This window comes from Stenotrophomonas sp. GW821-FHT02D01, from assembly GCF_059421765.1.
Window position 1 is genome coordinate 33769 of the sequence record NZ_JBWKVP010000005.1, and the last position, 13363, is coordinate 47131.

The following is a 13363-nucleotide window of genomic DNA, read 5'->3' on the forward strand; positions in this document are numbered from 1 at the left end:
AGGTCCGTTGCGGGGAAAAACCCCGAGTCTAGCGGCAGCGTCCGGCGGCGCGCGAGGCGGCCATGAACGATCGGCATTTGCGAGGGAGGTGCTGTATTGCAACAATTATCTGGTAGCGCCGTTTTACCACCCCTCCAAACACAGCCTACCGCCATGTCTCCGACCCGTACTTCCCGTGGCCGCTCTCCGGTCGCGCGCCCGCTCGTTGTCGCTCTTTCCGCCCTGCTGCCGCTGGTAGCAGCCGCCCAGGAAACCCCCGCCGCCAAGGATCCGGTCGCCCTCGATGCGCTGCAGGTGACTGCACAGCGTCGTGTCGAGAACGCCAAGGACGTGCCGGTGGCGATCAGCGCGATCCAGGGCGAAAAGCTCGACGTGCTCGGTTCGGCGGGCGATGACATCCGCTTCCTTGCTGCGCGCGTGCCGAGCCTCAACATCGAGTCGTCCTACGGCCGTGCCTTCCCGCGCTTCTACATCCGCGGCCTGGGCAACACCGATTTCGACCTCAATGCATCGCAGCCGGTCTCGCTGGTGTACGACGATGTGGTGCAGGAAAGCCCGCTGCTGAAGGGCTTCCCGCTGTTCGACCTGGCCGGTGTGGAAGTGCTGCGCGGTCCGCAGGGCACCCTGTTCGGGCGCAACACCCCGGCCGGCGTGGTCAAGTTCGATTCGGCGCGGCCGTCGCAGGATGCCGATGGCTACGTGCGCGTGGGCTACGGCACCTACAACAGCTGGAACGTGCAGGGCGCCTACGGCGGCCCGCTGACCGACCGCTGGTCCGCGCGCGTGTCGGCCATCTACCAGCGTCGCGACGACTGGGTCGACAACACCCGTGCCGGTGCGTCCAACAGCGGCTTCGAAGGCTATGACGAAGCCGCCGGCCGCGTGCAGTTCCTGTACGAAGGCGATGATTTCGAAGCGTTGTTCAACCTGCACAAGCGCAAGCTCAACGGCACCGCCCGCCTGTTCCGCGCCAACATCATCGAGAAGGGCGGCAACGCGCTGGTCGAGAACTTCGACCGCGACAAGGTCGCCAACGACGGCGTCAATTTCTCCGACCTGGAAACCTGGGGCGGCAGCGCGCGCCTGCAGTGGAACCTCGGTTCGGTCACCCTGCATTCGATCACCGGCTATGAGACCGCCGAATCGCTCAATCGTGGCGACATCGACGGTGGCTACGGCGCCGCGTTCCTGGGTGCAGGCAACTCCGGCCCGGGCCTGATCCCGTTCCCGTCCGAGTCGGCCGACGGCCTGCCGCACCACCGCCAGTGGACCCAGGAATTCCGCGTGGAATCCAACGAATGGGGCCGCTTCGACTGGCAGGCCGGCGTCTTCTACTTCGATGAAGACGTCACCATCAACAACTTCAACTACGACTCGCTGACCCCGGGCAACCCGCAGACCGGCCACGTCGTGCAGCAGCAGCGCAACAAGGCGTGGGCGGTATTCGCTTCGGGCGACTTCGATGTCACCGACCGCTTCAAGCTGCGTGCCGGCGTGCGCTACACCCAGGACAAGAAGGACTTCAGCGCCAGCGTGTTGCAGCAGACGCCGGGCGGTACGCCGGTCAGCGGCCCGTACCTGGCCAACACCGACGTCAACGACGTCAGCTGGGATGTCAGCGGCGTGTACAAGCTGACTGACAACGTCAATGCCTATGCACGCGTGGCCAAGGGCTTCCGTGCACCGTCGATCCAGGGCCGCCTGGCGTTCGCACCGGGCCTGTCGCAGGCCGATTCGGAGAAGGTGATTTCGTACGAGGCCGGCATCAAGGCCGACCTGTTCGAGCGTCGCGCACGCCTCGGTTTCAGTGTGTTCCGCTATGACGTGGACGGCCAGCAGCTGATCGCCGTCGGCGGCGGCAACAACACCGCTACCCTGCTCAACGCCGACAAGACCATCGGCCAGGGCGTGGAGCTGGACCTGGAGGCCTACCTGGCCGACAACGTCCTGCTGACCTTCGGCAGCAGCTACAACGACACCGAGATCAAGGACAAGAACCTGGCGGTGGCGATCTGCGGCGGCGGCTGCACCATCACCGACCCGACCACCATCATCAATGGTGGCACCTACGCGCTGGTCAACGGCAATCCGCTGCCGCAGGCCCCGAAGTGGATCCACAACGCGACCCTGCGCGTGGGCTTCCCGCTCAGCGATGGCAGCGAGCTGTATGCCTACACCGACTGGGCCTACCGCAGTGCGGTCAACTTCTTCATCTACGAGTCGCCGGAGTTCCGTGGCCGCAGCTCGCTGGAAGGTGGCCTGCGCTTGGGCTACAACTGGGATTACGGCCAGTACGACGTAGCCGTGTTCGGTCGCAACCTGACCAACCAGACCCGCGTGGTCGGCGCGATCGACTTCAACAACCTGACCGGCTTCCTCAACGAGCCGCGTACCTGGGGCGTGGAGTTCACCGCAAAGTTCTGATGCGGTTGCAGCAGTAATGCAATGACGAAGGGCCGGCGCAATGCCGGCCCTTCTGTTTTTCGCGTCCGCCGGGCATGGCCCGGCGCTACCCATGCGTCGCGTCCGGTAGTGCCGGCCGCTGGCCGGCAACACGCGATCCGGCGCGCGCTTACAGCGCGCTCTGCGGGCGCACCTTCAGCACGGCGTTTTCGGTGGCGCAGTCGCGGCTGGAATGCAGGCCGGCCTTGCGCGCGGCAGCGATCTCCTTGCGGGCGGCAAGCAGGTCGCTGTTGAACGCGGCGTTGTCGTGCAGGCGGGCCACGGCGGCGGCGCCCATGAAGCGGCCTTCGAGGATGTCGCTCTGCCAGTGCACGTTGCACACCAGGCGGCTCTCGCCGTAGTTGCGGCCGCGTGCCTGGATGGCATCGGCGCGGTCCGGTGCGATCTCCGACAGGATCAATGCCCATGCCCAGCCGATCGAGGTATGGCCGGACGGGTAGGAGCCGTTGCTGCGCAGCCCCTCCTCATCCTTCGGCGAGCAGGTCGGCTCGCCGTTGACCATGAACGGACGCGGGCGCTGGTACTTGTTCTTGGCAGCCTTGGTGGCAGCACTGGCGTCGATGCGGCTGCGCTCCAGCAGGCGGTACAGGGCCGGGGTCTTCACTGCATCGACGTCGATGTCGGCGGCGCAGGAAAAGTGGTTGGCGCCTTCCGGGAAGCCGAGTTCGGCATCGACACCGGCCTGGGCGAAGCGCGGGCTGCCGCGCAGCGCGCGTGCTTCACGGCTGACCTGCTCGTCCAGCGCAGAGGCCGCCGAGCCGGCGGCCGGTGGTGCCGGCACCAGATCTATGCTGGCCGGCACTGCGGTCTTGTCCAGGTAGCCCACGGCCTTGGTGGTGACGTTGGCTTCGACGGCGGTCGGTTTGCTGGCGGTGGTGGCGGCGCAGCCGGCCAGCGACAACGCGATGGCCAGGCCCAGCAGCGGCCGGGCAGGGGGGAGGATCGACGACATGGGCAGACTCGGGCAGGGAACTCGCCGGCCATGATCGCAGCCTCGATTGCCGGCCGCAGCGTCCATCGGTCATACGGCCAGACCCGGCATGGTCCCGCTGCACTGGATGAAAACGGTCATCAATTGTCGGCAATCTGCTGAACCCGGGCGCAGCGCACGGACTTTCACGCGCTGCCGCCACGAGCATCAGGTCACAGCCGGGCCGGGGGGATCCGCTGAAAGGGAGAGAAGCGATGCGCAGCACCGCAACAGGAAGTACCGTCCTGGCCCTGGTCCTGGGGCTGGCGACCGCCCCGGCGCAGGCCGCCGACGTCTACGGCGTGGCCTTCGTGCATGGCACCGGCGCGCAGACCAATGCCACGCAGGACTACTGGCAGCCGGCGATCATCGACACCGTCCGCCAGGGCCTGCCGAACAGCAGCAACTACGTGGTCATCAACTGCGACTTCACCCAGTACATGTGGAAGCCGGAAGCGGCCGGTTGCCTGGCCAACCAGCTCACCGGCTTCATCGACAGCCGTGGCATCACCCAGCTGGTGGTGATCACCCATTCCAACGGCGGCAACGTGATGCGCTGGATCCTGTCCAACCCCACCTACGACAGCCGCTACCCGAAGATCATCAACCGGGTGCGCAAGGTCACTGCGCTGGCGCCCTCCTCGGCAGGTACGCCGCTGGCCGACGCCGTGCTCAACGGCAATACCTTCGAAACCTCGCTGGGCTGGCTGCTGGGCTACAAGAGCGATGCCGTGCGCATGCAGCAGGTGGGACACATGGCCACCTACAACGCGCAGAACCTGTACGGCACCGCCGGCCGCCCGGCCCTGCCCAAGCCGTTCCGCGCAGTGGTCGGCAGCGACGTCGAATCGGCGGTGTGGGACAGCAACAGCTACTGCGGTGGCTATGCCGCCAATGTCGGCCTGGAGTTCACCCAGAACTGGCTGTCGTCGTGCTCGGACGGTTTCCTGGAATGCAGCAGCCAGAAGGCAGCCGGCACCCTGTGGTTCACCGACAAGGCGCGTACCCAGGGCGCCGAGCCGCTCAGCCACAACCAGAGCCGCCGCGAGTGCTTCGGCCTCGGCGGCATCCTGCGCAACGACCTGACCCAGTGAGGGAGATGACCATGACCATCCATTCCACCCTGCTGGCTGCTGCCGTGCTGGCGGTCCTTTCCACTGCATCGGCGCAGGCCGCGCAGCCGCTGCGTGTTGCCGCTGGCGACCAGATTCCCGCCGGCCTGGTTGCCGCGCCGCTGCCTGCAGATGAAAGCGAGCACGCGCCGCTGGCCTTCGCTTGGGCGCTGGACCCGGCGCAACCCCTGCAGGCTCCCGGTCCCCAGGCCGCCATCAGCCGCAGCTACTGGCAGCAGGTCGACGCTGCCGAACTGCAGCGCGGCCTGGAACTGCCCCTGAGCGCACCGGATGCGGTGATCCAGCTCAGCCCAGCGCCGGGCGCCCGCGCGCTGCCGGCAAGCTCGCTGCAGGTACGTGATCCGGCGGGGCGCAGCAGCGTCGCGCGCAGTGTCGACGCACGCCAGCTGCAGGATGCGGGCATGCCGGTCGGTGATGGCAGCAGCATGCTGCGCACCGGTACCACCAGCGCGGCCGGTGTTTACCGCCTGCAGAGTGCGCAGGCGCAGGGCCGCTATGTGGTGCAGGTGCTGGAGCCCAACAGCCCGCTGCGGTTGGAAGTGCAGGCCAGCCAGGCGCAGGTGCTGGCCGGAGGCAACGTGCAGCTGCAAGCGCGTCTGCTGGAAGACGGTGCCAGCGCGTCGGCGTTGCGCACACGGCGTGACAGCCTCGGCGGCGAAGCGCTGCTGGTCGCACCCGATGGCCGCAGCTGGCCGCAGCGGTTGCTGCGCACCACCGATGGCAGCCTGCGTGCACAGGTAAGGATTCCGGCCGAGGCCAGCAACGCACAGGGCCTGTGGGAACTGCAGGTGTTCGCCCAGGCCGACAGCGTGCTGCGCGATGGCAAGGTCGCCTTCGCGGTGGCCAGGCCGACTGCCCGCTTCGTCGGCCAGGCCACGCCCGATCCCTCCAGCCGCCAGGTCAGTCTGCCGTTGCAGGTGGCAGCCGCCGGACGCTACGAGGCGCGCGGCACGCTGTATGCCACCGCAGCCAACGGCCAGTTGCAGCCGGTGGCGCAGGCGCATGCCGCAGCGTGGTTCGATGGCCCGGGCCGCGGCGCGCTGGTGCTGCCCTTCGACCAGGCCGCGTTGCCTGCCGGCTTCGGTGCGCCCTATGAACTGCGCGACCTGCAGCTGCAGGACCAGAGCCGGATGGCACCGATCGAGTCGCGCGCGCTGGCGTTGCGGTTCTGAAGCAGGCGTGGCGGGCCGGACGTCCGGCCCGCCACAGACGCGGTGTCACCCCGCGTACGCGGTCAGCCGTCCTTCCTGTTCCACCACCGTGATCGCGCCGCCGAACACGGCCGACAGCGGTTCGTCGCGCAGCAGCCCGGCGCGCGCTCCATCGGCCACCACGCGGCCGTCGCGCAGCAGCACCACGCGCTCGATCTCGGGAATCACTTCCTCGATGTGGTGGGTGACCAGCACCAGGGTGATGCCCTGCTGCGCAAGCACGCGCATGGTGGCGATCAACTGCTGGCGGGCTACCAGGTCCAGCCCGGTGGAGGGTTCATCCAGCAGAAGCGCCTGCGGCCGGTTGACCAGCGCGCGGGCGATCAGCACCCGGCGGGTCTCGCCGGCCGACAGTTCGGCGTAGGCACGCTCACGCAGGCCCGACGCACCGGTCATCGCCAGGGTCTCGCCCACCCGCATGCGCATATCGGCGGTGACCTCGCGGAAGGCCGGCACCATGTAGCTGGCGAAGAAGCCCGACAGCACCGCCTGCTCCACCGTCAGACCCGGCATGTCGGCCAGATTGCTGCTGAGGTCCCCGGTGACGATGCCCAGCTGCGAACGCAGCCGGTCGACCTGCCAGCGGTTCTGCCCCAGCACCTTCACCGCCACCGTGCCGTCGGCCTGCGCCAGCGGGTACAGCTCGCGGGTGATCAGCTTGATGAAGGTGGACTTGCCACAGCCATTGGGGCCGAGCAGGGCGGTGTGCTGGCCCTGCGCGATGCGCAGGCTCAGCCCGTGCAGGACCTTCACCTGGCCGCGCATCACGCTGGCGCGGTCCAGTTCGATCAAGGGCGGCAGGTCCCCGGCGGGTGGGGCAGGGTCTACGGCGCGGATGCGCGGATCAAGGCTCGACAACACGGGTCCCCAACTGTGAACGAAGCCACGGAATGGCGCTGCCAATCCAGCGGTGCAAGGTGCAGTTTGCAACGCAAGCGCCCATGATGTCTTCCATACCTGTGTCGCTCTGGAGAGCCGCCATGCCTGATGCCCTGATGTCCCTGCTGACCGGTGGCGTGCTGGGCCTGGGCTGGTGGCAGCTGGCCCTGGTGCTGCTGGTCTTCACCCAGCTCACGATCTTCTCGGTCACCCTCTACCTGCACCGCAGCCAGGCGCACCGGGGCGTGGACTTCCACCCGGTGGTCGCGCACTTCTTCCGCTTCTGGACCTGGCTGACCACCTCGATGATCACCAAGGAGTGGGTGGCGATCCATCGCAAGCACCACGCCAAGGTGGAAACCGAGGACGACCCGCACAGCCCGGTTACCCGTGGCATCGGCCAGGTGTTCTGGCGCGGCGTGGAGCTGTACCGCGAAGCACGCGGCCTGCGCGAGGACATCGAACAGTACGGCCGGGGCACCCCGGACGACGCGATCGAGCGCCGCCTGTATACCCCCTATGCAACCTTCGGACCGGTGCTGCTGTTTGCGATCAACATGGTGCTGTTCGGCCTGCCGGGCGTCGCCCTGTGGGCGATCCAGATGGCGTGGATCCCGTTCTGGGCCGCCGGCGTGGTCAATGGCCTGGGCCACTGGTGGGGCTATCGCAACTACGAGTCGGCCGACACCTCCACCAACCTGACGCCGTGGGCGTTCTGGATTGGTGGCGAGGAACTGCACAACAACCACCATGCGTTCCCCAGCTCGGCGCGCTTTGCGATGCGGCGCTGGGAATTCGACATCGGCTGGAGTGCGATCCGCCTGCTGCAGGCATTGCGCCTGGCCAAGGTCCTGCGTGTCGCGCCGGCCATGGACGTGCGCCCGAACATCGCCGTGCCCGACGCCGATACCCTGAAGGCACTGCTGTCGCATCGCTTCCAGGCGATGACCGACTACCAGCGCAACGTGTTCATGCCGGCATTGCGCGAGGAAGCACGACACGCGGGTGCCAAGCTGCGCCGGTTGCTGCCGCGCCGGCTGCGTCGCGGCCTGGTCAACGACGGCCGCTGGTTGAAGCCGGACAGCCGCGCGCAGCTCAGCGAATGGGTCGCCCAGCGCCCGCGCATCCGCACCCTGGTGGAATATCGCGCGCGCCTGGCAACGCTGCTGGAAGCACGCGGCCACGATGCCGCCGAGCGCCTGCGTCAACTGCAGGCCTGGTGCCGCGAGGCCGAGGAAAGCGGCATTGCCGCGCTGCAGGCCTATGCCGCGCGACTGAAGGGCTACACCCTGGTGGGCGGATGAGGGCTGCGCTGACGGCATTGCTGCTGGCCGCCGTGTGCGCACCTGTCGTGCAGGCCCAGGTCAGCGACACTGCCAGCTACCTGCAGCGCATGGACAGCGATGGCGACGGCAAGGCCAGTGAAGGCGAGTACCTGCAGTGGATGCTGTATGCCTTCGATCGCATGGACCGCAACGGCGATGGCGTGCTGACCGCCGACGAACTGCCCGGCGGCAAGGGCAGGGCCATCACCCGCGAACAGCAGCGGCAGGTGATCGTGCAGCGCTTCCACAAGCAGGACGCCAACGGTGACGGATTCCTGGATGCACGGGAACTGGCTGCACCGCCGCGCTGAGCGGCGCCAGTCGTAGCGTGCCCGGCTAAAGTTCGTCGGCGCGCTGCCGATGATCTCTACGACTCGAACCCGGCGTACCGGTCGATCAGCAGAGACAGTGCGGGCTTGGCATGTCGACCGTGATGGAACGCGGTTGTGGGGACATGGAGGTTGGAGCAGTGCCGTTGCGATGATCGCTGCGCGTTGGGATCGCCCGCACTGACCTGACCGATGCCCAAGACCCCCCCAATGAATGCCAAACCTACCCTTCTCACCGCCATTCTGCTTGGCGGCGTCGCCTGGTCTGCACCGGCACTGGCCGACGAGCCGGCTATAGCCGTGGCGGCCGACGCCGAACCGCAGCAGGCCTCGGATACCGCACCGGCAGCACCTGCCTGGGAACATCGGGTTCCGACCAGTACCAAACTGGAGACCAATGCCGATGGCCAGCCGATCGGCGACCGGACGCTGCGTCTGGTGCAGCGTTCCACCACCGGCAAGGTAATCGCAGCACAGGCTGCCGTATCGCTGTTCGCCGGTGTCATAGGCGGCAGCGGTTTCAGGAAGGACCAGCTGAAAGGTACCCGTGTGGACACCGTGCCGAACCCGGCCTTCAGTTCGATGGAGCAGCAGGCACGTGCGGCCTTGGCGGCCTACTTCAGCGCCCATCCCGGCGCCATCCCCGAGCAGTCGCGGCCGGTGCAGGTCACCGTGGGGGACTTCACCCTGATCTACAAGGAGCTCGGCAATGCCGGGACCGAATACGAACTGCGCCAGAACGTGGACCTGGGCTTTCCATACCGACGCAAGCTGCCGACCATGCGCCTGACCGGTGGCGAAGGCGCGCATTGCCGCATTGCCGAACCGGTCTCGGCGTCGCTGGAAGCGTGGCAGGCCGATGACTACGCGTTGGCGCGGCAGACTGCCGAGCGCTACGCCGAAGCGTGCGTGGCCAGCTTCGCCGCCACACTGCCGACCCTGTTCCCGGACGGCACCCCGGCGGCGACCGTGGCGCCGCCGCCAGAGGCCACCGACGCGGCCTCGGCCGAAGTGGGCCAGGACGCCTGATGGCGGCACGCCGCCGGGGTGCGTTGCACCCAGGCGGTGATGGCCGCGCTGCCCGCGGGGCAGGAGGGCATAGAATCGTCCCATGCCTGAACTACCCGAAGTAGAAACCACCCGCCGTGGCCTGGCGCCACACCTGCAGGGGCGCCGTGTGCATGGGGTGATCCTGCGCCGCGCCGACCTGCGTTGGCCGATCCCGCCGGAAGTGGCCGAGCTGCTGCCCGGCCAGCGCATCGAAGACGTGCGCCGCCGCGCCAAGTACCTGCTGCTGGATACCGCCATCGGCAGCGCCGTGCTGCACCTGGGCATGTCCGGCAGCCTGCGTGTGCTGCCCGGCGATACCCCGTTGCGCGCGCATGACCATGTGGACATCAGCCTGGACAACGGCCGCCTGCTGCGTTTCAACGACCCGCGCCGCTTCGGCAGCCTGCTCTGGCAGCCGGCCGGCGAGATCCACCCTTTGCTGCAGGGGCTGGGCCCGGAACCGCTGGACGACGCCTTCGATGGCGACTACCTGTTTGCCCGCAGCCGCGGCCGCAGCGCGCCGGTGAAGACCTTCCTGATGGACCAGGCGGTGGTGGTCGGGGTGGGCAACATCTATGCCGCCGAGAGCCTGTACAAGGCGGGGATCAGCCCGCTGCGCGAGGCCGGCAAGGTCACCCGCGAGCGCTATCGGCGGCTGGCCACGGCAGTGAAGGAAACGCTGGACTACGCCATCACCCGCGGCGGCACCACCCTGCGCGATTTCATCAGCCCCGACGGCGCGCCGGGCTACTTCGAGCAGGAGCTGCTGGTCTATGGCCGCGATGGCCTGCCGTGCCCCGGCTGCGGCCGCCCGCTCAAGCACGCCATGATCGGCCAGCGGGCAAGCGTGTGGTGCAGTCGCTGCCAGCGCTGAACGTCTTCATGCGCTGCACACGCGCAGCGCTATAGTCCAGCCGACATCCGCTGCGGGGGAGCGTTGGCGATGGACGAAGGCCCGGATATCACCGTCTGGCTGGATGCTGCGCGCGGTGGCGACCGTGCCGCGCTCGACCGCGTGCTGACCACCCTGTACCAGGAACTGCACAGCATGGCGCGGCGGCAGCTGGCCGGGCAGCAGGGACGCACCCTGGATGCGACCTCGCTGGTCCACGAGTCCTACCTGAAACTGCTGGGCAGCCGCGGTGCGGCGCGCTTCGAGGACCGTGCGCACTTCTTCGCCTATGCAGCGTCGGCGATGCGCAGCGTGGTCGTCGATTACGCGCGCAACCGATTGGCGCGCAAGCGCGGGGGCGATCTCAAGCGGGTGGCCGAGATTCCCGAGAACAGCAGCAGCGGCGTGCGCCTGGACGAGGACCTGCTGGCTCTCGATGTTGCGTTGGAGCGCCTGCAGGCCGTCGATGCGCACCTGGCCAAGGTCGTGGAGCTGCGTTATTTCGCGGGCTTGTCCGAACTGGAGATCGCCGAACTGAGCCAGCGCTCGGAGCGCAGCATCCGCCGCGACTGGCAGAAAGCGCGGCTGTTCCTGCTGGCCGCGATGCGCAGCGACTGAGTCGCCGCCACCCACACCATGGATACCGCCCGCTGGCAGCAATTGTCGTCCTGGCTGGACCAGCTGCTGGAGCTGGCACCCGCCGCCCGCCAGCTGCGCCTGCAGCGCGTGAGCGCGCAGGACCCGACGCTGGGCCGCGAGCTGGAACACCTGCTGCAGCAGGAGGCCGACAGCCACGAGTTCATGGCCCAGCCGCTGTGGACGGCCACATCGCCGGGTCGTGCCGGAAGCGAGATCGGCCCCTATCGCTTGCTGCGCCCGCTCGGCGAAGGCGGCATGGGCGAGGTCTGGCTGGCCGAGCGCTGCGATGGCCTGTACCAGCGCCAGGTCGCACTGAAGCTGCTGCGCAGTGGCGTCGCCGATCCGGGCCTGCGCCAGCGCTTCGGCCGCGAGCGGCAGATCCTGGCCCGCCTGCAGCACCCGCACCTGGCACAACTGCTGGACGCCGGGGTGGACCAGCACGGGCAGCCCTACCTGGCGCTGGACTACGTGGAAGGCGAGCCGATCAGCGACTACTGCCGGCGTCTGCAACCGCCGCTGGAAACGCGTCTGCAGCTGATGCTGCAGGTCTGCGCGGTAGTCAGCCATGCGCATGCGAACCTGGTGGTGCACCGCGACCTGAAGCCCTCCAACATCCTGGTACGCGCTGATGGCACGGTGAAACTGCTCGACTTCGGCATCGCCAAGCTGCTCGACCACGATGACCCGAACGCGGCCCATCCGGCTACCGAAATCCGCGCGTTCACCCTGCACTACGCCGCGCCGGAGCAGGTTCGCGGCGAGGCGGTGACGACCTTGACCGACGTCTATTCGCTGGGTGTGGTGCTGTTCGAGGTGGTCACCGGGCACAAGCCCTATCGGTTGCGCCGGCACAGTGACGCGGAATGGGAGCGCTCGATCCTCGACGTGCAGGCACCGCGCGCCTCGGCGCTGCTGCAACGGCTGGCCGCCGAGCCGGGAGCACCGAGACGGGCGCTGCTGCGCCAGGCCAAGCGACTGCGTGGCGATCTGGACGTGCTGCTGGAAAAGGCCCTGCAGAAAGACCCGCAGCAGCGCTACAGCTCGGCCGAAGCACTGGCCGGCGACCTGCGCCGCTACCTGCAGGGGCAGCCGATCCAGGCGCGTCCGCCGGGCGTGGGTTACCGGGTGCGAAAGTACGTGGGCCGCCATCGCTGGGGCGTGGCGCTGGCCGGGCTGGCCGCGCTGGCCCTGCTGGGGACCACGTCCTTCGCCCTGTGGCAGTTGCGCCAGGCGCGGGCGGAAATGGCGCGTGCGCAGGCCATGCAGGATTTCACTGTTGGCCTGTTCGACAAGGCGGCCAGCCAGCGCCACGGCCATTTCGACGTGCCGCAGCTGTTGGCCACCGGCCAGCAACGGGGCGAAGCCGAACTGGCTGACCAGCCGCTGGCGCTGGCCGAGCTGCAAGGGGTGATCGGCCGCCTGCGCATCGGCCTGGGCGACTACCAGCTGGCGCTGCAGACCCTGGACCAGCAGCGCCGGCTGCTGCAGGAGGTGGGTGAGGTGCCGCCGGCGCTGCAGATCGAGGCGGTTACCCAGCGCGGGCGCGCACTGCGCATGCTCGGTCGCGGACGCGAGTGCCTGGCGCACCTGCAGCCACTGCAACCGCTGTCGGCCAGCCAGGCGGCGGCATTGCCGGCGGCGGTGGCCGAGTTCCACAGCCAGCTTGGGCGTTGCCAGGCCCAACTGGGTGACGCCGATGCGGCGCGACGTTCGTTCCAGCAGGCGCTGGCGCTGCGCCACCAGGGGATGGTCGAGCGCTTCGGGCGTGCTGAATCACTGGCCGATCTGGCCGCCTTGGACGCCACCGCCGGACGCCTGCCGGCCGCGCTGGCGGGGTACCGGCAGGCGCTGGCCCTGCTCGGCCAACGCGCCGACGCCAGCAGCCCGCAGGTGATCAGCCTGCATCGCCAGCTGGGCGATGTGCTGGCCCGCCAGGGCGACACGCAGGCGGCAGCGGCCGAGCTGGAGCTGGCCTGGCAGGCGGCACAGGAGGCATGGGGACCGCGCCACCCGGAGGCACTGGTGGTCCGCCGCGCACGCGCGCTGCTGGCCCTGCAGCGTGGCCAGCAGGCGCTGGCCGGCCAGGAACTGCGGCAGGTGCAGGCACAGCTGCTCGGCGCCCTGGGCCCGGACCATCGCGAGATCGGCTACGGCGAGTTCGCCCTGGGGAAATGGGCCAGCGCCAGCGGCGACGCCTCGGCGGCGGCAGCGCACTATGCCCGTGCGGTGGCGATCTGGCGCCAACCGGATCACGTCGCCCTGCTGCCGCAGGCGCTGCTTGCACAGGGGCAGGCCCTGCAGGAGGCCGGCCAGATCGCGCAGGCCCGCACCGTGCTGGCCGAGGCACGGCAGCTGCTGCTGGCCCAGCGCGGTCCGCAGGCACCGGCCCTGCACGAGCTTGATGCCCGCCTTGCGGCATTGGCACAGGCTGAACAGGGTATCGAGTCCACCGCTGCCCGTTAACGTTTGTCT

The 13363-nt window shown here is 68.7% G+C and carries 11 protein-coding genes; 9 read left to right on the plus strand and 2 right to left on the minus strand.

The window, feature by feature from the left end; translation table 11 throughout:
• The first annotated feature begins 153 nt into the window (after positions 1 to 153).
• On the plus strand, positions 154 to 2424 hold the full coding sequence (locus AC07UW_RS11750; RefSeq protein ID WP_495212107.1) for a TonB-dependent receptor: 2271 nt from the start codon (positions 154 to 156) through the stop codon (positions 2422 to 2424).
• A 148-nt stretch (positions 2425 to 2572) separates the two neighbouring features.
• Here AC07UW_RS11750 and AC07UW_RS11755 read toward each other — a convergent pair whose 3' ends face one another.
• On the minus strand, positions 2573 to 3415 hold the full coding sequence (locus AC07UW_RS11755; RefSeq protein ID WP_223497386.1) for an acid phosphatase: 843 nt from the start codon (positions 3413 to 3415) through the stop codon (positions 2573 to 2575).
• Between the two features lie 233 nt (positions 3416 to 3648).
• Here AC07UW_RS11755 and AC07UW_RS11760 point away from each other — a divergent pair, with 233 nt between their 5' ends.
• Positions 3649 to 4527 carry a hypothetical protein gene (locus AC07UW_RS11760; protein ID WP_223483135.1) on the plus strand — a complete coding sequence of 293 codons (879 nt, stop codon included), beginning with the start codon at positions 3649 to 3651 and terminating at the stop codon, positions 4525 to 4527.
• A gap of 11 nt (positions 4528 to 4538) precedes the next feature.
• The gene (locus AC07UW_RS11765) at positions 4539 to 5738 is read left to right on the plus strand and encodes a DUF4785 domain-containing protein (RefSeq protein WP_495212108.1); all 1200 of its coding nucleotides are present in this window, start codon (positions 4539 to 4541) and stop codon (positions 5736 to 5738) included.
• Between the two features lie 45 nt (positions 5739 to 5783).
• On the opposite strand, the gene AC07UW_RS11770 is transcribed toward AC07UW_RS11765, so the two are convergent.
• Positions 5784 to 6542 carry an ABC transporter ATP-binding protein gene (locus AC07UW_RS11770; RefSeq protein ID WP_495212197.1) on the minus strand — a complete coding sequence of 253 codons (759 nt, stop codon included), beginning with the start codon at positions 6540 to 6542 and terminating at the stop codon, positions 5784 to 5786.
• A 215-nt stretch (positions 6543 to 6757) separates the two neighbouring features.
• On the opposite strand from AC07UW_RS11770, the gene AC07UW_RS11775 reads away from it, so the two are divergent.
• The 6 genes from AC07UW_RS11775 (at position 6758) to AC07UW_RS11800 (ending at position 13354) form a co-directional block, all read left to right on the plus strand.
• Complete coding sequence (locus AC07UW_RS11775) at positions 6758 to 7960, plus strand: DesA family fatty acid desaturase (protein ID WP_428704886.1); 1203 nt, start codon at positions 6758 to 6760, stop codon at positions 7958 to 7960.
• Entirely contained in the window at positions 7957 to 8292 is a 336-nt protein-coding gene (locus tag AC07UW_RS11780; RefSeq protein WP_495212109.1) for an EF-hand domain-containing protein, read from the plus strand. Before AC07UW_RS11775 ends, AC07UW_RS11780 begins: the two co-directional genes overlap by 4 nt.
• 228 nt (positions 8293 to 8520) lie before the next feature.
• Entirely contained in the window at positions 8521 to 9339 is an 819-nt protein-coding gene (locus AC07UW_RS11785; protein WP_099844542.1) for a hypothetical protein, read from the plus strand.
• 82 nt (positions 9340 to 9421) lie between these two features.
• Positions 9422 to 10234 (plus strand): bifunctional DNA-formamidopyrimidine glycosylase/DNA-(apurinic or apyrimidinic site) lyase, encoded by an 813-nt coding sequence (gene mutM, locus AC07UW_RS11790; protein WP_495212110.1) that lies wholly within the window; start codon positions 9422 to 9424, stop codon positions 10232 to 10234.
• Between the two features lie 69 nt (positions 10235 to 10303).
• On the plus strand, positions 10304 to 10870 hold the full coding sequence (locus AC07UW_RS11795; protein WP_025875449.1) for an ECF-type sigma factor: 567 nt from the start codon (positions 10304 to 10306) through the stop codon (positions 10868 to 10870).
• 18 nt (positions 10871 to 10888) lie between these two features.
• Positions 10889 to 13354 (plus strand): serine/threonine-protein kinase, encoded by a 2466-nt coding sequence (locus tag AC07UW_RS11800; protein ID WP_495212111.1) that lies wholly within the window; start codon positions 10889 to 10891, stop codon positions 13352 to 13354.
• Positions 13355 to 13363 lie beyond the last annotated feature (9 nt).

What these genes read in the sequence shown, in the direction of transcription:
- AC07UW_RS11770 (WP_495212197.1), bottom strand. Translation starts at nt 6,542, where the DNA reads ATGCGCGGCCAGGTGAAGGTCCTGCACGGGCTGAGCCTGCGCATCGCG.
- mutM (WP_495212110.1), top strand. Translation starts at nt 9,422, where the DNA reads ATGCCTGAACTACCCGAAGTAGAAACCACCCGCCGTGGCCTGGCGCCA.
- AC07UW_RS11780 (WP_495212109.1), top strand. Translation starts at nt 7,957, where the DNA reads ATGAGGGCTGCGCTGACGGCATTGCTGCTGGCCGCCGTGTGCGCACCT.
- AC07UW_RS11800 (WP_495212111.1), top strand. Translation starts at nt 10,889, where the DNA reads ATGGATACCGCCCGCTGGCAGCAATTGTCGTCCTGGCTGGACCAGCTG.
- AC07UW_RS11795 (WP_025875449.1), top strand. Translation starts at nt 10,304, where the DNA reads ATGGACGAAGGCCCGGATATCACCGTCTGGCTGGATGCTGCGCGCGGT.
- AC07UW_RS11760 (WP_223483135.1), top strand. Translation starts at nt 3,649, where the DNA reads ATGCGCAGCACCGCAACAGGAAGTACCGTCCTGGCCCTGGTCCTGGGG.
- AC07UW_RS11785 (WP_099844542.1), top strand. Translation starts at nt 8,521, where the DNA reads ATGAATGCCAAACCTACCCTTCTCACCGCCATTCTGCTTGGCGGCGTC.
- AC07UW_RS11750 (WP_495212107.1), top strand. Translation starts at nt 154, where the DNA reads ATGTCTCCGACCCGTACTTCCCGTGGCCGCTCTCCGGTCGCGCGCCCG.
- AC07UW_RS11775 (WP_428704886.1), top strand. Translation starts at nt 6,758, where the DNA reads ATGCCTGATGCCCTGATGTCCCTGCTGACCGGTGGCGTGCTGGGCCTG.
- AC07UW_RS11755 (WP_223497386.1), bottom strand. Translation starts at nt 3,415, where the DNA reads ATGTCGTCGATCCTCCCCCCTGCCCGGCCGCTGCTGGGCCTGGCCATC.
- AC07UW_RS11765 (WP_495212108.1), top strand. Translation starts at nt 4,539, where the DNA reads ATGACCATCCATTCCACCCTGCTGGCTGCTGCCGTGCTGGCGGTCCTT.